A 25,345-nucleotide genomic window follows, 5' to 3' on the forward strand; every position below is an offset into this window, starting at 1 on the left:
AAGTTGCTGGGGTAGTCTTTACTCATAGCCTCACTCCGGCGTTGCTGACTTCTATCTGCAACCTATACGGAGTGAGCTTTTTTACTCAAGCCTTAACTTTTCAAACATCCTCTTAGCAATGCCCTCATCGTGTTGTTGCTGCCACTGTTGAGGTCGTTTAGGTCAGAGACAATCATCTGCCTTCCGGCAATTCGCTGAGACCTTATCACAGGCTATTCTTCGACTTGACTGGAAAAACTTTTAACGCTAAAGCTCACTGACAGAGCGAAGCGGGGTCTGGTGCAGCGCTTCGTCAGGCGTGATCGTACTGATATACCGCTCGATATTCTTGATTGCCCTTGAAACATACTCATCTTTCTCGCCAAGCGGAGTAACGTAGTGCAATGTTTCCCTAGCAGCTTCTTCGCCTTCGGTACGAGCAATAATCTATGCGGCCAGATACTGCGACGCGAAACAACCCCGTGCGGTAGCGATATTACCTGATGCGTAGAAGGGTTGGCTCAGCACTTCAACCCCAGCTTCTTGTACCCAAGGTTTGGTTGTGAGATCAGGCATGCAGGAACATCGGCAAGGATGCCAAGCTTGGCAAGGATGAGCGTACCGGAGCATTGCGCTCCAATGAGCTGGCGTGTGGGAACCAAGCGCAGAGGGGACATGATGGCTGAGTCGTTCACGATTTCTCGCGTTTTAATGCCGCTGCCGACAATAACCGCGTCAGCGTCAGTTATTTACGCGAGGGTTGACTGCCCACGCACGGTCACGCCATTCATTGAAGAAACTTCCTTCTCTGGACAGCAAAGCGTGACGCGCTAGTCTGGTTTCTTAATTCGGTTGAGAATGCCAAGCGCTACAAGGGAGTCGAGTTCGTTGAAGCCTTGAAAGGTGAGTATGGCAGTGTGCATTTTTTAGTTACCTCTGCTTTGGAGCATGACGCTTAATGACCAAGATACGCAGTGGCAGATTGCCTTGGTACTACCACCCAGAGCTTTGCCCGTCCGCTTTATTAATTGGTTATGCGGCGATCGCCCACGTCAAGATTTTTACTCTTCCTGTCGGCTAGGAACGCTAACCGCTGGCTCTGTAGGTAGAGGTCTCGCTGGAGCGACATAGGGAAATTCAGCTCTTAAATCAGACGGAGGGGGCACTTTGTTCTGAAGTAATGTATTAAAAAACAGCGTGTAAACGACTGTACCGAAATCATCTTGTAGTCTGCGTCCGTTAATGCCTGCAAAGCCAAAACTGGCTGGAAGCTGTGGGTTAAAGGGAAGCACATCTGGAAATAACCAGTTTGTGACCATCTGTCCATAGGTCGCAGGTTGGTCGGTGCTGCCTGCAACGCGACAAATTTGAGTTACCAGATCGCTCACAGGTTGAGCAAAGTTGTCATAGTCGGCATCGGGATCAGTAGAGTTGTAGAGTAGTGATCCTTCGGGATTGTCATTGAATGTTGCTGCAAAATTGGGCTTGCCACAGCGATTTACTTGCGTCCAATGTCCGTGATCGTTGGCTGAAACAGTTGCATAAAAGCCAAAGGGTTTCGTTGAAATTAGATTTAGGGGCAGTTCAGCAACGATCGCCAAAACATTAGTTGCTCCCGTTGTGCTGGCTCCGGTGCTGAAACTTTCTACGTCCCATTCCTGATTTTGGATGGCTTTATCGAGACAGACCCGGGCAGCCACCGCATCTAGAAAGAAGGGATCGCCTGCTAATCCTGTCCAAACACGCCCTAGACTAGCAACCGTCGCAATTTCATTTACGATCCCTTGCCCTAGTTCACGACCTGTGGCATGAGGATCGCGCGCTTCTGCTCCACTCAAGCAAGTGAGTGTCCAGGTCTGGGGATGCGCTTCGCCTTGAAAGATGAATCTGAACACCACATCCGATTTAGCATCACTGTTGGTGTCAAAGCGAAATTCGTAGGCTGTGTCGGGTCTAAAAGTATTCCACTGAAGTTGCCCAGTAAACGGCGAAAGTAGACCGGCCAGGGGGCTGATCGTCATGACGACAACGATCGTCTCGGGTGCATCCGCGTTGAACAGATAAATGTCGCAAATGTTGATGCGGCTATCCTGCCGAGATCCTGGTGAATCAAAATGGTGGCTCATCTTCCCTCACTGATAGATGTGTTCAGTCTGCCAGTGGTCAGGCGCTTGGGTGTGCAGTTGCCAATACACTTCCGCGATCGCATTTGGAGCGAATTTTGTTCTAGACGCGATCGCTCCAGAAATTGTCACGGTAGCCGTGTAAATATCGTTTGCTTTCAGTTCGTCAGCCAATTTCAACACGAGGGAGCAAACCGCAAACAGCATTGAGTTTGTGGGCGAGAACACCTATGTTTAACCCTGGTGGCTCTACCCAGCGAGAACAGCGATCGTTCAATTGGTAGGGACAGTGCTGCTGATCTCCCCAAGTTTCACAGGTCTAATAGATCCGTCTCTGCCCCGTTGGTCTCTGGCTAGCAGGGCAGTTTTTTGTGAGGTAGCAATTTCTTTTTGCTCCGCCGGTATGATTTGCGTAACTTCGGAGCCTGGATACCTTTCGTTTGTGACTATTGCTAACCTGACCCAACTGTCTATGTGGCCCCAGGGCCAGCAGGGCAACCTAGCCGCGATCGCCGCTTTGCTCACCACCGCCCTGGACGATTCAGCGCTGCGGGTAGAAGTTTCTCGGCGCGATCGCACCCTCTACGTGCTGCTCACCGTCCCTCACCGTGACGGGCTGCCCCAGCATCTCGATCGCATTCACGCCGTAGTGACGGCCCTCGCTCTGCCTGACATCGCCGAACTCAAGGTAGTGGATGGCACCGATCACCCCCTGGAAGACCGCTGGCAGCAGGTCTTTAGCCTAGATGCTGCCGCCCCAGCGCCTCCAGCCACCATTTTTGCCGATGGAACGTTGGAGGAGGAGAGGGCTGCGGAAGTCGCGCCCAGCGATCGCAGATCAGCGCCAGCGGCGAGGACTAGAGGCCGCTGGCGTTGGGGAGCATTGTCTATGGCAACGGTGCTCGGGTTTGGCCTGGCCGCTGGGATCACTCAATGGCGTTACGAACAGCAGCGCGAACCTAGCCCAACCCAGTCACTACCTGCCGCCAAGGCCGGCATGACTCAAGCGATCGAGCCCCTGCTTCCGGCAGCGTCTACAGCAGCTTTGGCGATCCCCGACCTAGCGGCCCCCGTAGCCCTAACCATCAAGGCCGTGGGCGACATCATTCCTGGTACCGACTACCAGCGCTACCGCCTGCCCGACGACTGGCAATACCTGTTTGGCAGCATTCAATACCACCTGGGCGAAGCCGATATCACCTTCGGCAATTTTGAAAGCACCCTCACCGAAGTTCCCAGCAGCGCCAAAGACACCGGCAGCGCCAATACCTTCGCCTTTCGCACCCCGCCCTGGTACGCCAGCGTGCTCAAAGAGGCCGGGTTTGACGTTCTGAGCGTGGCCAACAACCACTCCATGGATTTCTTTGAGCAGGGCTTCACCGATACCATCGCCCACATCGAAGCGGCGGGTATGAAGGCCGTGGGCCGCAAAGGCGAAATTTTGTACGTCGAGGCCCAGGGGCAAACCGTCGCATTCATTGGCTTTAGCAACTACCAAGAGCACAACCAAGTGCAGGATATAGAGGCTGCGATCGCCCTGGTAGAGACCGCCAATGCCCAGGCCGATATTGTCGTCGTCTCCTTCCACGCCGGCAAAGAAGGCACCGATGCCACCGTCACCCGCGATCAAGACGAGCTGTTCTACTCCGAAAATCGCGGCAACGTCGTGCGCTTCTCTCGCGCCGTTGTTGACCACGGGGCCGATCTGGTACTGGGCCATGGACCCCACGTTCCCAGGGCGATCGAGCTGTACAACAACAAACTAATCGCCTATTCCCTCGGAAATTTCCTCGGCTACCGCAGCCTCTCTACCGTTGGCCCCCTCGGCACCTCGCTGATTCTGCAAACCGACCTTGATGCCCAGGGCAACTTTGTCAGCGGGCGCATCGTTCCCGTCGCCCTCGATCGCAACGGTGTTCCCTACCTCGATGACCACTTCGGCGGCGTGGTGCTGGTGCGCCAATTCACCCAACGCGACTTTCCCGATACACCTCTAGAGATCGACGATCTGGGCTATATCTGGCCCCGGTGATGTCAGTAGTGCACCCTATGGGCAAAGGGCGATGCAGAGAGCAGGCGACGTTTGAACCCTTTAGCCTTCTTTAACCACGGCTTGAAGAAGGTATCAGCATTCTCCGCAACTCGTGAATTTAGGCGATGCAATGTCTGTTGCCTGCCGAGTTCACGCTCTAATTCACCAGCATTCGATCGGCCTTCTGCCCTGTTTCTATCTTGAGGAAGACGTTGAAGGCCGTATTTTTACTTACGCTACTCACATCTAGGAAGTCATGAGCTGTGAGCTTTTAGACTGACTGATTGCTTTCTCTAAAGTTATCAGACGCGTTTTTGTGGTAGAAAAAATCCGTAGCTTAGCGGACTTACCACAAAACTTATTCCTGTTTTTAGAAGGATAAAACATGACAACTCGTAAGCTTTATGTTTCATTAAAAACGTCAGTCAAGCGCCTTGCAGTGCTGCTTGTGGCTGTGGTTGCACTGTTTGGCTTTTCCCAGACGGCGGCTTTGGCAAACCCTGCCTCCAGCTCGTTAGTAGCCTTAGCAGCGTCGTCTCGCTTTGCTGCTCAAGCAGAATCCAAAGGTGCAGAGCCCATTATTCCTGAAGAAAAACTCAGCGAAATGCGAGAGCAGCGCCGAGAGTGGCAAAATAAAGCCGCTACTGACGCCGCTGCCGCTGCTGATGCAAACAAGAAATCTAGCAGCTCAGCTGGTGAATTAATCAAAGATAAACTCAATCTCGACGAAATTACTGAAGAGAACGAGATTGTCGAGACAATAACTAACTCCCAAGAGAAATAGAAGCATCTGCTTTAGGGAGATAAAACTGGTGGGCAATGGGCTTAGAAAGCTATACGCTGTCACGCCCAATGCCCACCTTAAGTACGCTTATTTGAGGTTAGAAGCACCGAATTAATGGCACAAAATTTTCTGCCATTAATAGGGATTACATAGAGTTTACTCTTCTTCGCTCTCGTCGTATTCCTCTTCAGCTTCCTCTACTTCAGAGAAAAGCTCGCTGACAATCTCATCAGCTCGTTCGACAGAGATCCGGAGAGCCTGACGCAAGTCGTCGATAAACTCTTGCTCGTCTTCGGGCACTTCACCGTCTGCAACGAGAACAACTAGCGCAATGATAAAGGCGGCCTCTTCTACGCCCTCATCCTTAATGGTCTCAATGGCTTGGGAGACGACAGCTTCAACCCCAGCCTCGTTGATCAGGCTACCGATCTCGGCACCCAAGTCGGCAAAGTCTTCCTCCGTATATTCAGAATACAGATCGATGCAGCTGACCATCTCACCCAGCGCATAGGCTTCTGCATCGCTGGACACTTCACCGTCAGCAAACGCTGAAAATAGACCAATCATGGCCACTGCTAGCTCTGGACTCAAGGCAACTTGAGTACCACCACCACGCGGTAATCTGCGTTTAGGCATGTTTCTCTAATCCATTAGTAATGTTGTGCGGCCCCCAGTCATTCGATGGTCAACTAGGTTCTGCCTCAGCATTCCCCGAATGGAACGGGTCGCACAGCCCGGAACTATTTTGGGCAAATAAATAAAGTTGGGTAACAGTTTGCGCAGCGGCGGTTGATAAACCTATCTATCCCGTCGCTCAGTTGCCGCAGAACGATACTCGACAACCAGCACCAGGGCAGCACCGATCGCATAGGCCAGAATATCTTTGCTATCAAAGGTAGTGCCGAGTACGGTGGCGATCAGCCGGTTATCGCGCAGCCCGATGCGATCGACCAGCTGAAGATATTGCAGACCCTCAATGAGGCAGGCAAAGGCAAAGACTCCCAACGCCGCAGTGATAGGGCGAATTTGCCAGAAGGCCTTGATGAAACAGTAGACAAGAATGACGACCAAAATATCGCCGATGAGGGGGCGAATGATGCGATCGTCTAGAAAAATCGCGATCGCTGCCTCAATCAGAAACAACGAAATCGCTAGATAAAAATACTTGGCGTTAAATTTACTCATAGGATTTATAGATTGTTATGCGATCGCCTCTTGATTAAACCCTGTTGCCAGCTAAGGCATGATGCAGTCCTAGTGCAGCTTGCCGAGACGGTCAAACCTAAAACGGCTGGTGCCCAGGTCTTTGGGTACCAGCCGTTCTAAAGCACTAGCGCGATTTGGATGAGTTCAAGCCTCTAGCGCTGAAAGTTTGTCGGTCCGCTATAGTTCGTCAGCTCCGCTAGCTGCTCCAGGCTCTGGGTGCCCGGATAAAACTTGCCGTTGATCTCCCAACTGGGAAATCCAGTGATTTCGGGTTTAGACCGACACACAGAGACCTGAGAGTTTTGGCCATCTTCTGCGCACTCTACGTAGTTGATTGTTGTGGCGGCCTCGGCCCCAAACAGCTGCTTTTGTTCGTGGCAGTGGGGGCACCACCAAGCGCCATACATCGTAGCGCCAACCTCTTTGAGGTGATTGGCTAGGGCAACTTCGGCAGGGCCAGAGGCGGTAGTAATCGGTGGCCCTGCCTGCCCGGCAACGTCGCTGCTGGGGTTGCCTGCGGCGTTGATGGGTGCGTAAACAGCCAGGGTAGAGATGATGGTGACGACGCCCACAATCAGGCCAATAAAAGCGATCTGACCGAGGTCATCCCAGCGATTGCCCAGCAAAATAATCACAAACATGGAGAGGGCGAACAGCGCCGAGCCAATGCAGTATGGGCAAACCGCCTGTAGCTCAAAGGCCAGCACCGTCATCAAATAGCCGCTAAACACCAGCATGGCCGAGGCCAGCATAAACATCAGCGGCCAAGTCCAGGTTTCAAGCTTTTGGCGCAGGGGTTTGTTGGTGTCGGCGTTAATTAGAAGGGGGGCAACGGCCAGCACTAGCATGGTGCCGTAGGCCAAACAGCCAAATAGGGTCAGGGGCAGCCCAAATACGGTGCCCCAAGGGCTAGAGAGCACGCGATCGCACCCTTCCGTGGGGCAGGCTCCCCCGCCAGTCAGCTTAGCAACGGTCAGATAACCAGTGCCCAGAGCACCGATCAAGGCGATCCCCGCCACCAGCCAGCGCGACCAGCGATGAATCCAACGGCTCTCTTGACGACGACGTCTCATGATGCGCCTCTCTTCCAAAATAGCTAACCCAAACTCTACAGCAACACAAAATAGCGGGGTGTCACCGCCCGTTTTGTGTCTATCTTAATGCCTCAGTCTCGGCATAGGCCGTCACCCCTTGGGGGCCACCATGGTCGGTAGGGTAAGATTGCCCCCCAGGACGTCCAGACTTTCCTGCATGGCTTCCACAAACTGCCCCACCCGAATTGGATCGATGGGCTGGTTAACGTCGCCCTGGCGCTTGAGGGAGCTGGCGACAATCACGCCGTCGGCAGCCTTCATCAGGATGCCAATGTTGTCAACATCGGCACCGCTGCCAATGAAGACGGGGCGATCGCCCGCTGCGGCCTTAGCCAGTTCTAAATCTTCTAGGCTGGGCGGGCTACCCGTCGCCCAGCCCGACAGAATAATGCCGTCGGCCAGACCCCGATGAATAGTCTCCTGCACCGCCGTGGTGAGATTGGGCGAGCCCAGGGGGCGGGCATGCTTGACCAGCACATCGGCCAAAATTTGCACCGAGCTGCCCAGCTCTTTGCGGTAGCGCAGCAGGTCGTGGGCGCAGCCTTCGATCAGCCCTTGGTCTGTAGCCATCACACCCGTGAGCACGTTGACGCGGATGAAGGCGGCCCCAGTGCAGGTGGCGATCGCCAGGGCACTGCGGGCATCGTTGCGCAGCACGTTGATGCCAATGGGCACTGTAACCAGTGTCTGCAAGCGCTGCACCACCAGACCCATGGCGCTGACTACCGCTGGGTCTACGGCACCCTTAGTAAAAGGGGCGTCGAAAAAATTCTCCACAATAATGCCGTGCACGCCGCCCGAGGCGAGGGCTGTAGCCTCTTGCTCGGCGCGATCGACAACGGCCTGCAAGTCTCCCTGCCAGCGGGGAGACGTCGGTAGGGGCAGCAGGTGCAGTACCCCAATCACCGGGTTACGGGTGTTAAAGACTTTGATTAAGTCCACGTGAATTTTGCCTGGACTCGCCTAACGTATAGAACTACAGATTAACCCAGCCCGCCTCAGCAGACTCAGGCCTAACCCACCCTATCAGCATATCAATCCCGGGGACGCGATTTAGGACACCCCTGCTTTTGTGATGTATTATTTATGAGTGTTAATTTGTATTGCCCCCTGGTGCCATTGGCCAAAAGATTTGCTGGGCAATTCGTCAACACAGGATTGATGGATGCCTGAGCGGTGGTGTTAATGGTGCTGGTACCGGGTTTGAACGGTTTTCCAGTGGCTTAGCGTGGTTAAGTCGAATCTACGACCCAGAGCTTTTGGCATGATTGGCATGTTACACACTGAGAGACACCATGGGGCTGAAGCCAACGGTTGCGTTTAACCACCTGGGCTGCGAAAAAAACCGGGTCGACACCGAGCACATGCTCGGGTTGCTGGTGCAGGCCGGCTACCAAGTCGATGCCAACGAAGAATTGGCCGACTACGTTGTGGTCAACACCTGTAGTTTTATCCAGGAGGCGCGGGAAGAGTCGGTGCGCACCCTGGTGGAGCTGGCCGCCGCTCAAAAGAAAGTTGTGATCACAGGCTGTCTGGCCCAGCACTTTCAAAATGAGTTGCTGGAAGAAATCCCTGAGGCCGTGGCCTTGGTTGGCACTGGCGACTACAACCGCATCGTCGAAGTGATCGAGCGGGCCGAAGCGGGTGAACGGGTGAAGATTGTTTCCCCCGAGCCCACCTACATTGCCGATGAAACTGTGCCCCGCTACCGCACTACGGCCTCTAGTGTGGCCTACCTGCGCGTGGCGGAGGGCTGCGACTACCGCTGCGCGTTCTGCATTATTCCGCACCTACGGGGCAATCAGCGATCGCGCCCCATCGAGTCCATCGTGGCTGAGGCTCACCAGCTGGCCGCCGAGGGCGTGCAGGAGCTAGTGCTGATCTCCCAAATCACCACCAACTACGGTATGGATCTCTACGGCAAGCCTCGCCTCGCCGAGCTGCTGCGGGCGCTGGGTGAAGTAGACGTGCCCTGGGTGCGCATGCACTACGCCTATCCCACCGGCCTCACCCCCGACGTGCTGGCCGCCATTCGCGAAACCCCCAACGTGCTGCCCTACCTCGATCTGCCCCTGCAGCACTCCCATCCCGAGGTGCTGCGGGCCATGAACCGACCCTGGCAGGGGCAAGTTAACGACAATGTTATTCACCGCATTAAAGACGCCCTGCCCGAGGCCGTGCTGCGCACCACCTTTATTGTTGGGTTCCCGGGCGAAACTGAAGCCCACGTCGAGCATCTGCTGGAGTTTGTAGAGCGCCATCGGTTTGACCATGTTGGCGTGTTCAGCTTTTCTGCTGAGGAAGGCACCCCTGCCTACAGCCTGCCCAACCAAGTGCCCCAGGAAGAGCGCGATCGCCGTCGTGAGGCGCTCATGCTGGCCCAGCAGCCCATTGCCTGGGAGCACAACCGTGCCCACATTGGCCGCGTAGTAGATGTGTTGATTGAGCAAGAGAACCCAGCCACGGGCATGGCGATCGGACGCAGCGATCGCTTTGCCCCCGAGGTTGACGGTCTGGTCTATGTGACCGGCACCGCTCCCCTCAACCAGATTGTCCCTGTCAAAATTACCGCCGCTGACACCTACGACCTGTTTGGCGAAATCGTCGCGCTCCCGTCCGCAGAGCCCTTGCTAAGTCTGGCTCGCTGAGTTCTGTCAATATTTTGTTTTTTGTTCACTGCTTCAAGGAATCATCATGACCTTATCGTTTGCCAGTTTGGGGTTATCTGCAGCCCGCGTTAGCCATCTCGAAAGTATGGGCTATGACGAACCCACCGCTATTCAGGCAGAGGCCATTCCCCACCTGCTCTCAGGGCGAGACTTGATCGGTCAGGCCCAAACCGGCACCGGCAAGACTGCCGCCTTTGCTTTGCCCCTAATGGAGCAGGTTGACGCTAGCAACCCCGCCGTGCAGGTGCTAGTGCTGACGCCCACCCGCGAGTTGGCTATTCAGGTCTGCCAAGCCATGCGCGGCTTTCGCATCGACGGTCGGCCCAAGGTGCTAGCCATTTACGGTGGCCAGTCCATCGAGCGCCAGCAGGAGCAGCTGCGGCGGGGCACTCAGATTGTAGTGGGCACCCCGGGCCGCGTGCTCGATATGCTCAATCGGGGCAGCCTATCCCTCAAGAGCTTAGGTTGGCTTGTGCTCGACGAGGCCGATGAAATGCTCAACATGGGCTTCATTCAAGACGTCGAAAAAATTCTCAGCAAGGCCCCCGCTGAGCGGCAAACCGCCTTTTTCTCTGCCACCATGGCCCCAGCCATTCGGGAACTAGCTACCAAGTTTTTGCAGTCTCCTGTGACCGTCACGGTGCAGTCGCCCAAGGCCTCACCCAAGCAGATTCAGCAGGTGAGCTACATCGTGCCTCGAGGCTGGACCAAGGTACGTGCCCTCCAGCCCATCCTAGAGCTAGAGGATCCTGAAACCGCGATCATCTTTGTGCGCACCCGGCGCACCGCTGGCGATCTCACCCGCCAGCTTCAAGCGGCGGGCTACAGCGTCGATGAGTACCATGGTGACCTTAGCCAGTCCCAGCGTGAACGGCTGCTGATGCGGTTTCGCCAGCAGCAGGTGAAGCTGGTAGTTGCCACCGATATCGCTGCCCGGGGTCTGCACGTCGACGATCTCACCCACGTGATCAACTTCGACATGCCCGACGCCATGGAGAGCTACGTGCACCGCATCGGCCGCACCGGACGGGCGGGCAAGAAAGGCGTGGCGATTTCCCTGGTGACACCCCTAGAAAAGTACAAGCTGCGGCAGATTGAGCGCCATACTAAGCAGCCAATGACTCTGGTCAAAATTCCCACACGGGCTGAAATTGCCGCCCGCAACCTGGAGCGCCTGCGCAGTCAGGTGCGCGAGGCAATCACCAGCGAGCGGCTGGCGTCATTTTTGCCGATAGTGTCTCAGCTCAGTGAAGAGTACGACCTGCGTACCGTTGCTGCCGCTGCTTTGCAGATGGCCTATGATCAGACTGTCCCAGCTTGGCAGCGCGAGCACCACAGCAGCGAACCCGAGGTGTCTGAGGGTGGTGTGCCCCTACCCAAAAAACGCAAAGGGATCTCCTCCGAGCCGCGCGAGGTCAGCAAGGCTAAGGAATAGAGGAATTACTTGCCGCCAAATCGTTGTTGGACGCTGCACGCAGCGTCCAACAACGATTTCCCAACCCAACAATTTATATTGCGGGTTGCGTTGACCGATTGAGTTTGATTGCGTATGCCAGCACACAGCATCTCCCGTAGGGCATCCTAAGATTAGGGAAAGGTCAGGTTAACCCCGAAATTAGGGAGGTGACCATTATGCTGGTGCTAATGACCGACAACCAACTCATCTCGCCCCAGACCGTGTGCTGCAACTGCCTAATGGCCGATCGCCACGGGCAGCCCCGCTGGCAGCAGGGCAAACTGCGCTGTGGTCGCCCAGTGACCAGTCTAGACCAAGCTCAGCCCGCTCAATTTGAGTGCCAGATGGGCTTTCGGGTGGCTGATATTGGTTAAAGATCACAAGTTGAGGGTGGAGATGCGGAACCCCATAGGGTTGTTCTCCGTACCCTGAACCGTATACCTCGTCTCTCCGGCAAATCATAGATTTACGATATGGTAAGGCTATAGCCTGGTAGCCCTTAGCGTTTGTCTGGAGAAAACCAATGACCTGGAGCAGTTCCCCAAATCCCACTATCTTGGATCGCATTCTGGCGGCCCTGCCCTATATTTTGCCGGTTACGGCTGGGCTACCCTACGGCCTTCAGCTAATTAGCCAGTTTCCGGTGTTTGGGTTTTTGCTGCTGCCCCTGTCTCCCCTAATTGCCGTCTATGGTACCCTAGAGAGCACAATTCCCTTCTTTGGGCTGATCGTGTTTTTTGCGTTAATCTTGCTGGTCGTGCGCAACGAAAACATCAGCCGATTTATTCGCTTTAACACTATGCAAGCGATTTTGCTGAGCATTATTTTGGCGGTGTTTAGCCTTATTCTCAGCCTGCTAGACCCCAGCCTGTTTGGGGAACTGCTGTTTAGCACGCTGTCCAATATGTTGTTTCTCGGCATGTTGATTTCGGTTGGCTACTCTTTGGTGCAGACCTTCCGGGGTCTCTATGCCGAGATCCCAACGATTTCAGAGGCTGTGCACATGCAGGTGCGCTAGGGGCGCAAAGCCACAGTATTCTCGAGCGCGCCAATACCTTCGATTTCTATTCTGATCTGGTCACCAACCCTAAGCGGACCGACCCCGGCTGGGGTACCCGTTAGGATCACGTCTCCGGGCAGCAGGGTCATAATCTCGCTGATGTAGGACACCAGGTAGTCAGGGCTGTAGATCATTTCTTCGATCGAGGCTGACTGTACGGGTGCTGCTTGGCCGTTGAGAAAGGTCTGAAGCAGCGCTCCGGCGCTGAGCTCTCGCACAATCCAGGGGCCGAGGGGGCAAAAGGTATCAAAACCCTTGGCGCGGGTCCACTGGCTGTCGCGCTTTTGCAGGTCACGGGCGGTGACGTCGTTGGCGATGGTGTAACCCCAAATTTTGGCGCGGGCGGCTTCGGGCGGTACATGGGCGCAGCGATCGCCAATTACTACGGCCAACTCGCCTTCATAGTCGACTTGAGCCGATTGGGGCGGGTAGTAAATGGGAGCCCCAGTGGCGGTGACCGCTGTTGAGGGCTTGATAAATAGCAGGGGCTCGGGCGGGGTTTCGGTACCCATCTCGGCGGCGTGGGCGGCATAGTTTTTCCCCACAGCCACTACCTTGGAGGGGGCACAGGGGGCCAGCAGGTCATAGCTGCCGGGCAATAGCTCGATCTCGGTGGGCTGTCCCTGTAACCAGGGGGGTGCATCTAGCACCTGCACACTGCGATCGGGGCGCAGCAGGCCATAATGCAGTTGCCCGGTTTGAGACTGAACCCTAACGTAGCGTTGCGCCATAATTTTCTAACTCTTGGCCTGCTAATTCTTGGTATGATTGTAGATCCTTGTCTTTGCGCCAATACGTGAGGCATGGGTAAGCGAGTGGCTAAGCGGCTGCAAAGGCTTATTTATGCCTATTTTTGGCTGCAAAGGCCACTATGTCCACAAGGAGTTTTCATGACAGCCTACATGTACGAGACAATGTACATCCTGCGCCCCGATCTAAATGATGAGGCGATTGATGCGACTATTGGCAAATATCAAACCATGCTGAAGGACCAGGGTGCTTCAATTTTGGAGACCCAGCACCGGGGCAAGCGCCGTTTGGCCTACGAAATTAATCGCCACCGCGAAGGCATCTATATTCAGATGAACTATACCGGGCCTGGGGGGGCGATCGCACCTCTCGAGCGCGCCATGCGTCTGAGTGAGGAAGTTATTCGCTTTTTGACCGTTAAGCAAGAGTCTGACGAACCTCTGCCTGAAGCGGTCGAAGAACCCGCTGAGGCCGTTGCCGCCGTTGCCGCCGACGACGCCACCGTTGCTACTGGCGAAGAAGAGTAGAACTGACTTCACCGTAAAATGCCTATTTGCCGCTGGTCAGTCTGCCTTAGGGAAGAGATTGACCAGCGGCTTTGATTTAGAGGTCGGCCAGTTTAATTTTGAGTGTGCCAACTTTTCAAACAGGTGCTATAAATTAGCAGCAACTCAATCCAACCCTGCCAAAGTCTTGCTGTGGTCACCCAACATTATTTTGGGTGCAGCTAGTTGAGCCGGGATAGAGAGCATAGTTCAGGCTTTTGGTGCATCGGGTAGCAGGTTAGTCGTTTGGTGTGGGAGTAATCTTGTGGCGCAGTCTTCATATGCTGATATGAACGAGCAGCAGGCAGAAATTGCCCGGCTCGAATCTGAGCTGGCCATTCGTGACCAGCTGGTGCAGCAGCTTTCTCAAGAACTGTTTCGCCTAGTGAAAGGCAACACTGGGTTTGTGCCCAGCCCCGAGATGTCTGAGCAGCACCAGGCGGAGATGACGGCTCTGCGCGATCAGCTGCGGGGGGTTGAAAAGCAGATTGACTTTTACCAGGGGCAGCTAGAAGAGCGCGACGGTGAAGTGCTGCAGCTGCGGCAAACGGTGCAAGAGTTGACCGATCGCACCCGCATGTTGGAGCAGGTCGTACAAGAACTGCCCACGGTCTATCGACAAAAGTTTGCTGACCGCATGGCGGCGGTTAAGCAGCGGGTAGCCGAAATTCAGCGCGAAAATCGTCAGCTTCAGGCCGAGCTTCAAAGCGTCAGCTACCGCTTGGCCATGCGTACCCGCCGCAGCCAGCGGTTAGAGCTGCCTACCCTAGAGCAGGATGGCCTAGACGGTATCTCGCTACCGTCGTTTTAGAGAAAACTTCTGGGGTAGTTCCTCTAGCTATCGGCGTGCCTTAACTAGGGCAGGGCTGTAACTCAATAGCTTTGCCATGCTGGCAACTCGGCCTTTTCTACGACGTAAGGCGAGGGTATAGCTTGTAGGCTGCCTGTATACACCAGCGATCGGTGCAGCATGGCGGCTACTTCAGCCCGGCTAGCGGGTTGGTTGGGAGCCAGCGTAGTAATTTTTGGATAGTTGACTACCAGGCCTGCTTCCGTAGCCGCAACTAGCTGACGAATCGCCCAGATTGGGACCTGCTCTCGGTCGGCGTAGGGCACCAACGCTTCGGTGGCGGCGCGGCTAGACGTTAGCGCTAGCCCATTGGCCAAGGCCACGATCACCTGTATGCGGCTGATAGGTTGGTTGGGCAGGAAAACCCCCTCTGGATGGCCGTTGAGAAACCCCATTTCTACTGACTTTTGCACGCTGCTGTAGGCCCAGTGATCTGGCTTTAAATCTGGGTATGAGGTCTGCACAGGGAGCGGGGAGGGCTCGGGGGGAAGATTAAAGAGCTGGGCCAGCTGAGCGGCAAACTCAGCCCGTGTCATCGCTGCTCCAGGGCGAAAGGTGCCGTCGGGAAAGCCCGACACTAAATCCCGCCGGGCCAGGTCGGCCAGCAGCGGCCAGGCCCAGTGCTCGGTGTTGAGGTCGTTAAAGTCGGGCTGGGCCTGCACCAGCGGTAGCTCAGGCCAGGCCTGCTGAGGCGGCAGGGGCTGAGGTATCACCGGGGGCGGCACCGTCAGCGGTGACCCTTGAGGGTGACGATGAAACAACCCTTTGAGGCCCCGCACCGGCATCGGGCTGGTGGCTGGGATCAAAGTAGCGCCAGCGTCTGCGGATTGTTTGCTGGTCCAGGCAATTAGGGTAAGGCCGGTAGCGATCGCCACCAGTCCGACGGGTACTAGCGGGTGCCACCGCAGGCGACGAGTTGACGGCATCTGGGATCGCCGAGGCAAAGGACGCAATGGCATGGGGACAGATGACTGCGGCTGCTACACTAAAGCGAGGTTAGGTCACACTATTGACCAGACTTGTCCCCCTATGATAAGTCTTGCCTAGGGGTTGAGCCGGTTTGGGTCTAGCGTAAGTTTTGGCTGGCTGGCGGCGTTCCACGTAATGCCGCCAGTCTGTTGCCGGTTAAGCCATGTATCGGACTTAGGAGTAATGGTCAAGGGGAAACAAAAACGCCGGGGATCTCTGGCTGCGATCGTGGCCTTTACCTCCCTAGTCGGGCTGGTGGCAGCTAGCTATGGCCAACGGTCCCAGGGAGAGGCCCAGGCTATCCTTGCTGGAACCACTGCGACTACCACTCAAGCATTGCCCTCCTACAGTTCCCAGGCCGGCACTCTACTTGACGGTGTGCTCGCTCCCCTCAGCTCGCTACGGGTGATGCAGCGAGCGATTGCCTTAGCCCCTGGGAGCGATGCCGATGTTGTGCCAACCCTGGCGCTGCTAGCAGCACCTCTCAAGACTACGGGGCTCGGTCCCATTCGCATCGGTATGGAGCTAGACGATCTGCGGGCGAAAGGGCTCACCCCAGTCCTGATCGAAGACGCCAGCAATGGTCAGTGTCAGTACTACCGTATTAAAGACCATGGGGAACCCCTTGGGCTGATGGCTATCGACGCTCGGGTGCTGCGGATCGATATTTGGCCAGGCAGTCTGACAACTACCCGCAGCGGCATCCGAATTGGTTCGACCGAGCAAGATCTAGTGCGGGTCTATGGTGAGCAGCTAGAGGCCGCCGCCAACCCGGTAACCCTCGGCAAAACCGTCATTTTTACCCCCCAAGATCCCGGTGAAGACGTCTATCGCCTGGTGTTCGAAACCGATGATCAGGGCCGCGTTACCCAGTTTCGCGCCGGGCAGTTTCCGTCGGTAACCTGGGCTGAAGGCTGCGGTTAGGTGCGATGAGCGCCGTTGGACAGAGCTAGCCCAGGCAGCGAATCGCCTCCAACATGCCTCGGGCTTTGTTTAGGGTTTCTTGGTACTCTGACTCGGGAACAGAATCGGCCACCAGTCCGGCCCCGGCCTGCACCGCAACGCTATGACCTCCCTCGGGCAGCGCCCTCACCACCATGGTGCGAATGGTGATGGCGGTATTGAGCTGCCCCTCAAAATCGTAGTAGCCGTAAACCCCAGAGTAGGGGCCGCGGCGGCAGGGCTCTAGGTCATGGATGATCTGCATGGCGCGAATTTTAGGCGCACCGCTGACGGTGCCTGCTGGAAAGCAGGCCTTGAGTAGATCCCAGGCGGTTTTGCTAGGGCTGAGGTGGCCTACCACGTTGCTGACGATGTGCATGACGTGGGAGTAGCGCTCAATCACCATCAGCTCGTCGACCTGCACCGTGCCGCTGAGACAGACGCGGCCTAGGTCGTTGCGGCCCAGATCAACCAGCATGACGTGCTCGGCCCGCTCCTTGGGATCAGCCAGCAGGTCCTGTTCGTAGGCGGTGTCTTCGGCGGCAGTTTTGCCTCGCGGGCGGGTGCCGGCAATGGGGCGCACCGTGGCCACGCGGGGCTGGCTAGGGTCGTCGGCCAAGGTAGCCTTGACCATGACTTCGGGACTAGAGCCAATCAGCTGCCAGTCGTAAAAGTTGAAGTAGCACATGTAGGGGGAGGGGTTGATCTGCCGCAGCGAGCGGTACAGATCAAAGGGGTTGCCCTCATAGGTGGTATTTAACCGCTGGGAAATCACGACCTGAAAAATGTCTCCAGCCTGGATATGGGCCTTGGCTTGCTCAACGCTGGCGCAGAATTCAGCCGGGGTGCGATTGCTGGTGTAGTTTACTGGGGCCGCGTCGCGATGGGGCGGGCGCCAAGCCAGGGCAGTCTGGGCCGGGGGGAGCGGCAATGTGAGCTTGTGGAGTAATTGCTGGACGCGATCGCAGGCCCCCTCGTAGGCCGCCTGCACATCCGTACCGGGGTAGCGCAGGTCGGCGTAGGCCACTGCCCAGATTTTGCGCTGTACCTGGTCAAAAATCAACAGGCTATCCACCTGCATCCACAGACCGTCGGGCAGGTCGTCGGGGGTGAGGGGGTAAACGGGCACCGTGGGTTCAATCCAGCGGATCAGCTCGTAGCCCCAGAAGCCAAACAGGCCGCCAATGCCGGCGGGCAGGGCGGGCAGCTTTACCGGCTGGTAGGGGGCGAGGCAGTCGGCCAGGGTATCAAAGGGGTTGCCTTGGTGCTCAATCACGGTGCCGTCGCGGTGGGTTTGGCTAGCGCGATCGCCCCGGCTTTCCAGCACCCACAGTGGGTCGCAGCCCAAAAAGCTGTAGCGGCCCAGGCTTTCGCCCCCCTCTACCGACTCCAGCAAAAAGCTGTAGGGCTGTCCGGCACAGACTTTGTACCAGGCTGACACTGGCGTATCGAGATCGGCCAGCCACTCTTGGTATACAGGCACGAAGTTGCCCTGGGTGGCGTAGGTTTGAAACTGCTCAAAGGCTGGAAAAATCATGGCACTTATTCTACAGCGCGAGCGGGGCAGCGCAATGTTCAAAGGCTGGCAGAGGGGGCGATCGCCAACCCAATGGCAAACCAGGCTAGATAGCAAAAGGGGCCTAGCCGCAGCTACGCCCCCTTACAACACAACAGTCACAGTCAGAACTTGGTAGCAATCGGCTCAGCAAACCGAGCCAAAAGGGCCTAGACCTCGTAGGTGGTCTTACCGCTAAACTTGATGGTAGACGGGTCGGGGTTGGCCCCGATGTTGCGTCCGATGCTGCCCACAGCCGCACGTCCTTCGTTCACCTTCTCAGGGAAGACGCCGTCGGCGGGGTGCAGATACTGGGTTTCACCGTTGGGAAAAACGCGGTAGATCTTGTAGTTTTCGATTCTGGGCTTAAATCTGTTGCGCAGCTGTCTGCTAAGGGCGAGGCACTGCTCTTTGCGGGCCAGATAAAGAAGGTTATCCCCTTCGTTCATGAAGGCAGCGCCGCCGGTGGGCATTTCAAAAACCTGCTTCTTGGGGCTGGTCCAGGTAATGGCGTATTTCTCTTCGACCGCAGCCTTGGTGAGGAGACCGCCGGTGCTGCCTCCAAAAATAGGTGTTTGACCTGTTAGCGATTCAGTCATGAAGTCCTATCTCTCAACCGTTTGATGGGCATCGTATCATCGCAAGAGCAGGGGGTAATACCGATTGTTGAGGAAGTGTAACAGTTCTTCAGGTAAGGGTTGGAAGACTTGATGAATGCGTGGATCCGTTGATGGTGAGGTGTAAGGTGCAAGGTTTAGGGTTTAAGGCTTACGGTCGCCCCTTAAACCCTGAACCTTGCACCCCTTTTTAGGCCGACCAGGCTTCCCTGAAGTCTGCGTAGAGGGTGAGACCACCATCGATGTAGAGGGTCTGCCCGGTGATGTAAGCGGCCTCATCGGAGGCCAGAAACGCTACAGCGGCGGCCATTTCTTCGCTGGTGCCGGCCCGACCCATGGGAATGTGGCTTTCTACCTCAGCTTTTTTGGCGGGATCGTCGGTCCATTCGTCATTGATGGGGGTGACGGTGGCCCCGGGGCCAATGCCGTTAACTCGAATGCCCTTGGCCGCATATTCCAGGGCCAGAGTGCGGGTCATGTTGCCCATGCCCCCCTTGCTAATGGAGTAGCTGAGGTACTGGGGTCGGGGAATGATTTCGTGCACGCTAGAAATATTGATGATGCTGCCGGGCCGGTTGTGGGCCAGCAGGTGCTTAATGGTTTCGCGAGCACATAGGTAAGCACCCCGTAGATTGACTCCTAACACCCAATCGAAGCTGTCGGCCTCAAGCGCCTCTGAAGGGCTGTCGGCCTGAACGCCAGCGTTGTTGATCAGAATGTCGAGCTGACCAAAGTGATCGATAGACTGCTGCACCAGGGCGATCGCATCTTCCTCCTTAGAGACATCGCCCTTGAGCAGCAGCGCCTTGACGCCACAGTTCTCAACATCGGCACAGGCTTTTTCCATCGCCTGGCGGCGGGTGTCTTCGGCCCCATCGCTGTCGCTGCGGTAGTTGATCACAATGTTGCAGCCTTCCTCAGCTAGGCGAACGGCGATCGCCTGGCCAATGCCCGACGAAGCGCCAGTGATCAGCGCGGTTTTGCCGACAAGTCCTTTCATGGGGTAGCTCCGGAGGATGAAGAATGGGCAGAAAGGGGAAAAGGCTGTGGCCTAGACCAGACAACGGCCTGCGTCCCTACAATGGATGCGGTGAGCATACTAAAAGGCTGATTTTTGGTATATCCCCCCAGGGGGTTATATCCCTCAGTCCAGCGTGGCTACTACATCTTAAGGGGGTTGTGCATGTACGTATTGATTGGCGGCGCTGGCATGCTGGGCCTTGACCTGGCTAAAACCCTGTTGGGAGAGGGACACACCGTGGCCGTGGTCGACCCTGACCCGCTGGCCTGCCAGTATGCCCGCGAAAAGATTGGTGTCATGGCCTTTGAAGGCAGTGCTGTGAATACCACTACTCTGCTGGAGGCAGGCATTCGCAAAGCCGACGCGGTGATTGCGGCTCTGCCCGAGGATGCTCTCAACCTGGCGATCGTCACCCTGTCGAAGCACTATGGGGTGCCCCAGACGGTGGTGCGCATGAGCGATCGCGACTTTGCCGAGCCCTACCAGCTGGCGGGGGCGACTCACACCGTGAGCACCACCGAACTCACCATCAACCGCATTGTGAACGCTATTGAGTACCCCCAGGTGGAGGCCATGATGCATTTTGAGCAGGGCCAGGTGGAAGTGCTCAAGCTGCCCATTCCGCAGCAGTGCACCATCGTCGGGCGCACCGTGGCCGAAATTGCTCAAGATACTCGCTTCCCGGCAGGCACGCTAATCATCGGCTACCAGGCCCATCCCCACGAAGATTTAACCATTCCCAACGGCAGCACGGTACTTGAGAGCGGGTCGACTATTCTGGCGGTGACCAAGCCCGGTCTGGTGCGACAGATGCTCGATTTCATGGGGCTCTGCTCCTAAGGGCTAGGGCGCTCGACGACATTGTTCTTTGGGCTCAGTCATCTTTGAGGGCAAGCAGCTTTTCGTTGAGGGCTCTCACGTAGGACTGGCTGGTCTCTTCGGATAGCAATCCCTTGCGCAGAGCGTCGTTGACGGCCCCCTTCTCCGCTAGATAAAGGCGGCGGCGCAGCCCGTCTAAGTGGCTTTGGTCTTCGAGGCGATCGGCGTCGTTGAGAGTGCGCTGGTTATAGAAGTCACGCAGGTCGCGATCGGCGCTGGCGATCTGGGCCTGGTAGGCGGCAAACAGCTCTTCGTAGAGATTTTTGGGCAAACTGCCCGATTGCAGCAGGGCGGCTAGCTCCTGCTGTCCCGCTTTGGCGGCGATCAAATTGAGCTGTAGCGTCTCGAGGTGCTGCCTGGTTGCCGAAGGGACCGTGAGCCGCAACCGCTTCACCAGCCATGGCAGGGTTAGCCCTTGACCCACCAGTGACACCAACACGGTGCTGAACACTAGGGCAACCACCTGCGATCGCCCCGGCAGGTCAGCGGGCAAGCTCAGCGCCAGCGCCATCGACAGCGACCCTTTGACATTGCCTAAAATCAGCACGTGCTGCCAGCGCAGGGGCAGGGGGCGATCAAAAAAGCTCAGCAGGTACAGCAGTGGGTAGGTCGTCAGAACGCGGCCGGTTTGATAGGCCAGCACCGCAAACAGCGCCGCAGGGATGGTTTGCAGCAGCACCCCTGGATCGACCTCAATACCCACCAGCAAAAAGATAAAGGTGTTGACCCCAAAGCCCGCATACTCCCAAAAGTTGAGCAGGGTGACCTTAGTCGAGGCCGAGGTCTGGCGAAAGCCCAGTTCACCAATTACCAGACCGGCGACCACGACGGCGATGGCGCTCGACACGCCGATCTCGTGCCCGATCTGAAACGTGCCCAGAGATACTGCCACCGTCAGCAAAATGTTGCTGAGCGCATCGTCGAGCTGTTGAAATAGCCCCACACACAGATAACCCAGGCCCAGACCCAGGATCCCGCCGCCGCCAAAGGCGATAATTGCTTGCTGCAACCCTTCCCACACCGTGAACGAGCCCTGCACGTGAACGGTGGTGATGATGCCCAACAGCACTAGGGCCGTGCCGTCGTTAAACAGGCTCTCGCCCTCCACGATGGTGGCCAGTCGAGGGGGTACCGGCACCGTTCTAAAGGCGGCAATGACCGAAACCGTGTCGGTAATGGTCAAAATCACGCCGATGGCGGCGGCGGTGATGGTTGCCAATCCCAGCCCCCACTGGAGTATGGCGGCGGTAATCATCGCGGCCAGCAGCACCCCCGGCCCTGCGATCAAGGCAATTAGCTTAATGGTGCTGCGCAGTCGACTAATATCGGTATTAATGGCTGCTTCAAAAATCAAAATGGGCAGAAACAGGTTGAGAATGATCTCTGGATTGAGCCCCACTGACCCCGGCAGCACCGATTGAGTAATGCTGAGCCCCGCCAGCACCAGCCCCACCACGTAGGGAATGCGCAGCCGTCGGGTAATCAGGGCGACCACTGTAGCCATCAGCAGCAGCACGATCAGGGCATTGACCAAGCCAGTAACGTCGCTGGTGGTATTTGCCAGTGCCCCGGCCTCCAACGGCTCCTCGGCCAGCCACAAACCCATCGCTAACGTTGTACCCATCGGGGCAAATATCCGCAAAACGCCAAAACTCTTACCCATACTAGGGCCCATCCTAGGGGGTGAGCTCTACCCTTGCACGACACAAACAAAAATTGCGTGGGGCTCTCTCAGGGAGTCTAGGCCGTAAGATAGGCCCTAGGGGAGTACCCATTTAGGCAGGTGTTCCCTATTTATGGGGTCGCTGGTTACACTGGGTTTAGGCAACTGCTGTGGGGCTTGGGTTTCGATCTGATCAGGGCAGGCTGTTGTTGTCAAGTTGTCTGGGGGTTTTGGAGTTTTGCAGATGAGCGACCAAAATTCGTACGAATTGCTGGGGTTAACTGAAGCCTCAACCTTTGAAGAAATTCAGGCGGCCCGCGATCGCCTAGTCGATCACTATGCCGAAGAGCCCAAGCAGCAGGCCGCTGTCGAAGCGGCCTATGACGCCATCCTGATGGAACGCCTGCGCCTGCGCCAAGAGGGCAAGATCAAGGTGCCCGATCGCATTCGCTTTGCCGAAAACGTACCCGAAACCCCGCCCCTGGCTAAAGCTACCCCCTCCTTGCCCCGACCCGACTGGCTGAATAGCCTGGTCGACACCCCCAGCCGCGACGACATTCTCTGGCCTGCCGTAACCTATGCAGGGCTAGCCCTGTTGGGTTTCGCCGCGCCGTCGCTATCGCTGGCGGTAGCCATTGGTGCTGCCATCTACTTTCTCAACCGCAAAGAAAACAAGTTCTGGCGATCGGTGCTGCTCACTATCGGTGGTCTGGCCGCCGGTCTGGCCCTCGGTATGACCGTAGGGCAGCTGCTCATTCCCCAGGGCGCGCAATTTGCCTGGGCTACCCCTGATGCGATCGCGGCAGCGGTCACTTGCTTGGCGCTGTGGACGGTCAGCAGCTTCCTGCGCTAGCCGTCGGCGATCGTTAAGGGTTCGAGGTTTAGGGTATAGGGTGTAAGGCTCAAGATTTAGCCCTGTACCTTATGCCCAAGGCCTTAGACCTTGTTATTCTTTAGCCTCATCCTAGGCGAGACTTCCCCGCTTCATCTGCTCCCGCTCAATGGCCTCGAACAGGGCCTGAAAGTTGCGCTCCCCGAACCCTTGGGCCTGGGCTAGGTCGCCGTTGACCCGCACCACCTGCCGCTGAATCAGCTCAAAAAAGACGGTGGGAATGCTTAGAAAGGGTTGGGTAAAGGTTTGCAGCAGGCGAGCCTGGGGCAGATGAGGATCCCAATCCACCAAAATTTGCAGTCGGGCAATGGCGGCTTCCCGCTGGCTGAGCCAATCTGACGGCATATCGCCCTGGGTTTGGTAGCCCGGGCGTTGCCCAAGGGCTTCGTAGTAGCTGTGGGGCACCGGCAAAAAGCTCACTCCCCCACGGCGCAGTTGCTCTACCGTATGGACGATATCCTCGGTGTGAAGCGCCACGTGCTGAATGCCGCCGCCTCGGTTGTAGTCGAGAAATTCCTGTACCTGGGAGTTGGCCGTAGCCGGTTCATTGATGGGGAGCTGGGCGCTGCCTTGAGGATGGGCCAGTACCTGGCTCCGCAGACCCGAGCGGGAGGTATCAATTGCAAACCGCTGCCGGGGTTGAAAGCCTAGCTGACTGGTGTACCAGGCCACCGCCTGGGCCAGTTCTCCGGTGGGCACGTTGACTACGGCGTGGTCGATCGCCGTCACCAGGCTGCTGGGGTAAGCTGACTGCTGGCGATCGCAAGGGGCAATGCCCGGCACCCAAACCTCTCCCTGCCAGGTTTCCATCAGGGTGTGACTCAGAGAGCCCCAGCCCTGAATTTGCCCCCAGCACCCTCGTCCCCAAGCGTCGGTTTGGATGGGCTGGATGACTTTGCCCCCGGCAGCCACCACCTGACGCAGAGTTTGATCGAGGTCGGCTACTCGAAGGGCAATATCGCCAATGCCCGGCGGGTGTTGTTGCAAATACTGAGTGACTGTCGAGGGCACAGCCACAATCAGCAGTGGCACCTGCCCCAGGTAGACTAGGGCCTGGTCTGGGGCCGATTGCTCTGGGGAGGTGTTTGGGCCAGCCCAAACACCTCCCCAGGCATGGATAAACCAGTCGCGCCAGAGGGCCACCTCATCCACGTAAAAACTCAGATGGTTGAACTCCATAGGGCTATGTCACCGTGCTGATCCCGCTGTTATTGGAGCACAAACCTACCCCTCCAAGGCTCACCCCTGAGAATATTTTCGTTTAGACACTTAATAACCTGCTGTTTTCAATGCCTTTTTTACAGCTTCAAGGGCTAGTTTCAGACAGCATTTCTTCCGACCCAATCTCTCACCGCGATCGGCCGGAAGAAACCGCAGTCAGCTTTGACCAAGCAGCAATTTTTTCTAGTTAACCGCCTGCCGCGCCCACCTAGCCTGCAGCATTCCCCGCCACCGCTATCACCTGATCTTGGTTTTCGGCGGTGTAGCTGTTGGGAGGGTAGCGATCGAGATGGCGAAAGAGGGCGATGGGCTTTTGTACGCGGCAGGTGTAAAACTCGACAATAATCTCAGCATCCTGACGGAGCACTACTTTGGGAGAAAAGTCTTCAGGGATTTTGGTGCGCCACTGCCAGGGAATTTGCTGGGGAGGCGCGGCCACAAAGCGATGGTGCACCCAGCGGGCGTAGCGGTTGAAGCGGCCAAACTCCCGCACCTCGCGGGTAAAGATTGAGGCTGCCAGAAAGGATGCCAGCGAACCGTCGCCGTCTATGCCCGCCATCAGGTTGGGTAGGGCTCCCATGGGCCTGGGAACCTGGTCGGGGGTGGTCACTTTGCTGATCGCGTCGTCTAAATATTCTGTGGTGCTAAGCAGGCCGGGTAGAGCAACGGTAGCGCCCATGCCGCCATTGGCATCTTGGCGCAGGTAGGTCACCAGGCGGATGCCAGGGCGTATCCACAGGCCGGGCAGCTTGACTAGAGCTTCAGCCGGGTCAAGGGTACTGACAAACCAGCGCCCCTCGGTGTTGGGGGCCGGAACGTTGTCCTCGGGCATATCTCCGACTCGAAACAGGTCACCTAGGGCGTTGAGTGAGTCTGGTAGGGGACCATCGTCTACCTCTTCTCCGCTGATGCTCGGCTGCTGTTCGTGGGGGGGGAGCACCAGAGTTTCGCGAATAAACTGGCTAACCTTTTGGACCGTAGCTAAGGGATATCTTTGAAACGACATGGATCACCGGGGCGGTGGCTAGGGAGGAGGCG

At 56.7% G+C, this 25,345-nt stretch carries 25 protein-coding genes and 1 pseudogene; 11 read left to right on the forward strand and 15 right to left on the reverse strand.

What is annotated here, in order from left to right; genetic code table 11:
* Positions 1 to 246: 246 nt before the first annotated feature.
* The 3 genes and pseudogenes from H6F75_RS28715 to H6F75_RS03060 form a co-directional block, all read right to left on the reverse strand.
* A pseudogene (locus H6F75_RS28715) lies at positions 247 to 902 on the reverse strand (DJ-1/PfpI family protein).
* 138 nt (positions 903 to 1,040) lie between these two features.
* Entirely contained in the window at positions 1,041 to 2,105 is a 1,065-nt protein-coding gene (locus H6F75_RS03055) for a DUF4331 family protein (RefSeq protein ID WP_190749132.1), read from the reverse strand.
* 6 nt (positions 2,106 to 2,111) lie between these two features.
* Positions 2,112 to 2,276: a hypothetical protein gene (locus H6F75_RS03060; protein WP_190749134.1), complete on the reverse strand. Its 165-nt coding sequence runs from the start codon at positions 2,274 to 2,276 to the stop codon at positions 2,112 to 2,114.
* Positions 2,277 to 2,544: 268 nt separating this feature from the next.
* Here H6F75_RS03060 and H6F75_RS03065 point away from each other — a divergent pair, with 268 nt between their 5' ends.
* Positions 2,545 to 4,134, forward strand: coding sequence for a CapA family protein (locus H6F75_RS03065; RefSeq protein WP_199303728.1), 1,590 nt, complete (start codon positions 2,545 to 2,547; stop codon positions 4,132 to 4,134).
* Between the two features lie 385 nt (positions 4,135 to 4,519).
* Positions 4,520 to 4,918: a hypothetical protein gene (locus tag H6F75_RS03070; RefSeq protein ID WP_190749138.1), complete on the forward strand. Its 399-nt coding sequence runs from the start codon at positions 4,520 to 4,522 to the stop codon at positions 4,916 to 4,918.
* A 156-nt stretch (positions 4,919 to 5,074) separates the two neighbouring features.
* On the opposite strand, the gene H6F75_RS03075 is transcribed toward H6F75_RS03070, so the two are convergent.
* From H6F75_RS03075 to btpA, 4 genes are all read right to left on the reverse strand, one after another.
* On the reverse strand, positions 5,075 to 5,509 hold the full coding sequence (locus H6F75_RS03075; protein ID WP_206754664.1) for a tellurite resistance TerB family protein: 435 nt from the start codon (positions 5,507 to 5,509) through the stop codon (positions 5,075 to 5,077).
* A gap of 207 nt (positions 5,510 to 5,716) precedes the next feature.
* Positions 5,717 to 6,103 (reverse strand): DUF2809 domain-containing protein, encoded by a 387-nt coding sequence (locus tag H6F75_RS03080; protein WP_190749142.1) that lies wholly within the window; start codon positions 6,101 to 6,103, stop codon positions 5,717 to 5,719.
* 173 nt (positions 6,104 to 6,276) lie between these two features.
* On the reverse strand, positions 6,277 to 7,197 hold the full coding sequence (locus H6F75_RS03085; protein WP_190749144.1) for a vitamin K epoxide reductase family protein: 921 nt from the start codon (positions 7,195 to 7,197) through the stop codon (positions 6,277 to 6,279).
* 111 nt (positions 7,198 to 7,308) lie between these two features.
* Entirely contained in the window at positions 7,309 to 8,160 is an 852-nt protein-coding gene (gene btpA / locus H6F75_RS03090) for a photosystem I biogenesis protein BtpA (protein ID WP_190749147.1), read from the reverse strand.
* A gap of 353 nt (positions 8,161 to 8,513) precedes the next feature.
* Here btpA and rimO point away from each other — a divergent pair, with 353 nt between their 5' ends.
* From rimO to H6F75_RS03110, 4 genes are all read left to right on the forward strand, one after another.
* The gene (gene rimO / locus H6F75_RS03095; RefSeq protein ID WP_190749149.1) at positions 8,514 to 9,866 is read left to right on the forward strand and encodes a 30S ribosomal protein S12 methylthiotransferase RimO; all 1,353 of its coding nucleotides are present in this window, start codon (positions 8,514 to 8,516) and stop codon (positions 9,864 to 9,866) included.
* A gap of 46 nt (positions 9,867 to 9,912) precedes the next feature.
* Positions 9,913 to 11,322, forward strand: a complete 1,410-nt coding sequence (locus H6F75_RS03100) for a DEAD/DEAH box helicase (protein WP_190749151.1) — start codon at positions 9,913 to 9,915, stop codon at positions 11,320 to 11,322.
* A gap of 197 nt (positions 11,323 to 11,519) precedes the next feature.
* On the forward strand, positions 11,520 to 11,717 hold the full coding sequence (locus H6F75_RS03105; RefSeq protein WP_190515072.1) for a hypothetical protein: 198 nt from the start codon (positions 11,520 to 11,522) through the stop codon (positions 11,715 to 11,717).
* Positions 11,718 to 11,866: 149 nt separating this feature from the next.
* Entirely contained in the window at positions 11,867 to 12,361 is a 495-nt protein-coding gene (locus H6F75_RS03110) for a Tic20 family protein (RefSeq protein ID WP_190515070.1), read from the forward strand.
* On the opposite strand, the gene H6F75_RS03115 is transcribed toward H6F75_RS03110, so the two are convergent.
* Positions 12,358 to 13,134, reverse strand: a complete 777-nt coding sequence (locus tag H6F75_RS03115; protein WP_190749153.1) for a fumarylacetoacetate hydrolase family protein — start codon at positions 13,132 to 13,134, stop codon at positions 12,358 to 12,360. The two genes, H6F75_RS03110 and H6F75_RS03115, sit on opposite strands and share 4 nt — an antisense overlap.
* A 159-nt stretch (positions 13,135 to 13,293) precedes the next feature.
* On the opposite strand from H6F75_RS03115, the gene rpsF reads away from it, so the two are divergent.
* Both rpsF and H6F75_RS03125 read left to right on the forward strand, forming a co-directional pair.
* The gene (gene rpsF, locus H6F75_RS03120) at positions 13,294 to 13,680 is read left to right on the forward strand and encodes a 30S ribosomal protein S6 (protein WP_190749155.1); all 387 of its coding nucleotides are present in this window, start codon (positions 13,294 to 13,296) and stop codon (positions 13,678 to 13,680) included.
* 307 nt (positions 13,681 to 13,987) lie between these two features.
* Positions 13,988 to 14,509 carry an Npun_F5560 family protein gene (locus H6F75_RS03125; RefSeq protein WP_190749681.1) on the forward strand — a complete coding sequence of 174 codons (522 nt, stop codon included), beginning with the start codon at positions 13,988 to 13,990 and terminating at the stop codon, positions 14,507 to 14,509.
* A 62-nt stretch (positions 14,510 to 14,571) separates the two neighbouring features.
* Here the strand turns inward: H6F75_RS03125 and H6F75_RS03130 are convergent, their stop codons facing one another.
* The gene (locus H6F75_RS03130; RefSeq protein WP_190749157.1) at positions 14,572 to 15,507 is read right to left on the reverse strand and encodes an S-layer homology domain-containing protein; all 936 of its coding nucleotides are present in this window, start codon (positions 15,505 to 15,507) and stop codon (positions 14,572 to 14,574) included.
* A gap of 193 nt (positions 15,508 to 15,700) precedes the next feature.
* Here H6F75_RS03130 and H6F75_RS03135 point away from each other — a divergent pair, with 193 nt between their 5' ends.
* Positions 15,701 to 16,441, forward strand: coding sequence for a hypothetical protein (locus H6F75_RS03135; protein ID WP_190749159.1), 741 nt, complete (start codon positions 15,701 to 15,703; stop codon positions 16,439 to 16,441).
* Positions 16,442 to 16,466: 25 nt separating this feature from the next.
* Here H6F75_RS03135 and H6F75_RS03140 read toward each other — a convergent pair whose 3' ends face one another.
* From H6F75_RS03140 to H6F75_RS03150, 3 genes are all read right to left on the reverse strand, one after another.
* A complete protein-coding gene (locus H6F75_RS03140; protein ID WP_190749162.1) occupies positions 16,467 to 17,996 on the reverse strand; it encodes an anthranilate synthase component I family protein in 1,530 nt (509 codons plus the stop codon).
* Between the two features lie 188 nt (positions 17,997 to 18,184).
* The gene (locus H6F75_RS03145) at positions 18,185 to 18,613 is read right to left on the reverse strand and encodes a photosystem I reaction center subunit II PsaD (RefSeq protein WP_190694544.1); all 429 of its coding nucleotides are present in this window, start codon (positions 18,611 to 18,613) and stop codon (positions 18,185 to 18,187) included.
* Between the two features lie 208 nt (positions 18,614 to 18,821).
* Positions 18,822 to 19,631 carry a glucose 1-dehydrogenase gene (locus tag H6F75_RS03150; protein WP_190749164.1) on the reverse strand — a complete coding sequence of 270 codons (810 nt, stop codon included), beginning with the start codon at positions 19,629 to 19,631 and terminating at the stop codon, positions 18,822 to 18,824.
* A gap of 183 nt (positions 19,632 to 19,814) precedes the next feature.
* Here H6F75_RS03150 and H6F75_RS03155 point away from each other — a divergent pair, with 183 nt between their 5' ends.
* The gene (locus H6F75_RS03155) at positions 19,815 to 20,492 is read left to right on the forward strand and encodes a TrkA family potassium uptake protein (protein WP_190749166.1); all 678 of its coding nucleotides are present in this window, start codon (positions 19,815 to 19,817) and stop codon (positions 20,490 to 20,492) included.
* Between the two features lie 34 nt (positions 20,493 to 20,526).
* On the opposite strand, the gene H6F75_RS03160 is transcribed toward H6F75_RS03155, so the two are convergent.
* Entirely contained in the window at positions 20,527 to 22,137 is a 1,611-nt protein-coding gene (locus H6F75_RS03160; RefSeq protein WP_190749683.1) for a sodium:proton antiporter, read from the reverse strand.
* A 301-nt stretch (positions 22,138 to 22,438) separates the two neighbouring features.
* Here H6F75_RS03160 and H6F75_RS03165 point away from each other — a divergent pair, with 301 nt between their 5' ends.
* A complete protein-coding gene (locus H6F75_RS03165; RefSeq protein ID WP_190749168.1) occupies positions 22,439 to 23,047 on the forward strand; it encodes a CPP1-like family protein in 609 nt (202 codons plus the stop codon).
* A gap of 111 nt (positions 23,048 to 23,158) precedes the next feature.
* Here H6F75_RS03165 and H6F75_RS03170 read toward each other — a convergent pair whose 3' ends face one another.
* Positions 23,159 to 24,265, reverse strand: a complete 1,107-nt coding sequence (locus H6F75_RS03170) for a VOC family protein (RefSeq protein ID WP_190749169.1) — start codon at positions 24,263 to 24,265, stop codon at positions 23,159 to 23,161.
* A 250-nt stretch (positions 24,266 to 24,515) separates the two neighbouring features.
* Complete coding sequence (locus H6F75_RS03175; protein WP_190749171.1) at positions 24,516 to 25,313, reverse strand: hypothetical protein; 798 nt, start codon at positions 25,311 to 25,313, stop codon at positions 24,516 to 24,518.
* Between the last annotated feature and the right edge of the window lie 32 nt (positions 25,314 to 25,345).

Source organism: Nodosilinea sp. FACHB-131 (assembly GCF_014695395.1).
GTDB lineage: Bacteria > Cyanobacteriota > Cyanobacteriia > Phormidesmidales > Phormidesmidaceae > Nodosilinea.

Excerpts from the sequence above, each read along its gene's own strand:
- H6F75_RS03100 (WP_190749151.1), top strand. The coding sequence starts at position 9,913 with ATGACCTTATCGTTTGCCAGTTTGGGGTTATCTGCAGCCCGCGTTAGC.
- H6F75_RS03160 (WP_190749683.1), bottom strand. The coding sequence starts at position 22,137 with ATGGGTTTGTGGCTGGCCGAGGAGCCGTTGGAGGCCGGGGCACTGGCA.
- H6F75_RS03135 (WP_190749159.1), top strand. The coding sequence starts at position 15,701 with ATGGTCAAGGGGAAACAAAAACGCCGGGGATCTCTGGCTGCGATCGTG.
- H6F75_RS03105 (WP_190515072.1), top strand. The coding sequence starts at position 11,520 with ATGCTGGTGCTAATGACCGACAACCAACTCATCTCGCCCCAGACCGTG.
- H6F75_RS03170 (WP_190749169.1), bottom strand. The coding sequence starts at position 24,265 with ATGGAGTTCAACCATCTGAGTTTTTACGTGGATGAGGTGGCCCTCTGG.
- rpsF (WP_190749155.1), top strand. The coding sequence starts at position 13,294 with ATGACAGCCTACATGTACGAGACAATGTACATCCTGCGCCCCGATCTA.
- H6F75_RS03055 (WP_190749132.1), bottom strand. The coding sequence starts at position 2,105 with ATGAGCCACCATTTTGATTCACCAGGATCTCGGCAGGATAGCCGCATC.
- H6F75_RS03085 (WP_190749144.1), bottom strand. The coding sequence starts at position 7,197 with ATGAGACGTCGTCGTCAAGAGAGCCGTTGGATTCATCGCTGGTCGCGC.
- H6F75_RS03130 (WP_190749157.1), bottom strand. The coding sequence starts at position 15,507 with ATGCCATTGCGTCCTTTGCCTCGGCGATCCCAGATGCCGTCAACTCGT.
- rimO (WP_190749149.1), top strand. The coding sequence starts at position 8,514 with ATGGGGCTGAAGCCAACGGTTGCGTTTAACCACCTGGGCTGCGAAAAA.
- H6F75_RS03165 (WP_190749168.1), top strand. The coding sequence starts at position 22,439 with ATGAGCGACCAAAATTCGTACGAATTGCTGGGGTTAACTGAAGCCTCA.
- H6F75_RS03140 (WP_190749162.1), bottom strand. The coding sequence starts at position 17,996 with ATGATTTTTCCAGCCTTTGAGCAGTTTCAAACCTACGCCACCCAGGGC.
- H6F75_RS03110 (WP_190515070.1), top strand. The coding sequence starts at position 11,867 with ATGACCTGGAGCAGTTCCCCAAATCCCACTATCTTGGATCGCATTCTG.
- H6F75_RS03155 (WP_190749166.1), top strand. The coding sequence starts at position 19,815 with ATGTACGTATTGATTGGCGGCGCTGGCATGCTGGGCCTTGACCTGGCT.
- H6F75_RS03115 (WP_190749153.1), bottom strand. The coding sequence starts at position 13,134 with ATGGCGCAACGCTACGTTAGGGTTCAGTCTCAAACCGGGCAACTGCAT.
- H6F75_RS03150 (WP_190749164.1), bottom strand. The coding sequence starts at position 19,631 with ATGAAAGGACTTGTCGGCAAAACCGCGCTGATCACTGGCGCTTCGTCG.
- H6F75_RS03080 (WP_190749142.1), bottom strand. The coding sequence starts at position 6,103 with ATGAGTAAATTTAACGCCAAGTATTTTTATCTAGCGATTTCGTTGTTT.
- H6F75_RS03125 (WP_190749681.1), top strand. The coding sequence starts at position 13,988 with ATGAACGAGCAGCAGGCAGAAATTGCCCGGCTCGAATCTGAGCTGGCC.
- H6F75_RS03175 (WP_190749171.1), bottom strand. The coding sequence starts at position 25,313 with ATGTCGTTTCAAAGATATCCCTTAGCTACGGTCCAAAAGGTTAGCCAG.
- H6F75_RS03145 (WP_190694544.1), bottom strand. The coding sequence starts at position 18,613 with ATGACTGAATCGCTAACAGGTCAAACACCTATTTTTGGAGGCAGCACC.
- H6F75_RS03070 (WP_190749138.1), top strand. The coding sequence starts at position 4,520 with ATGACAACTCGTAAGCTTTATGTTTCATTAAAAACGTCAGTCAAGCGC.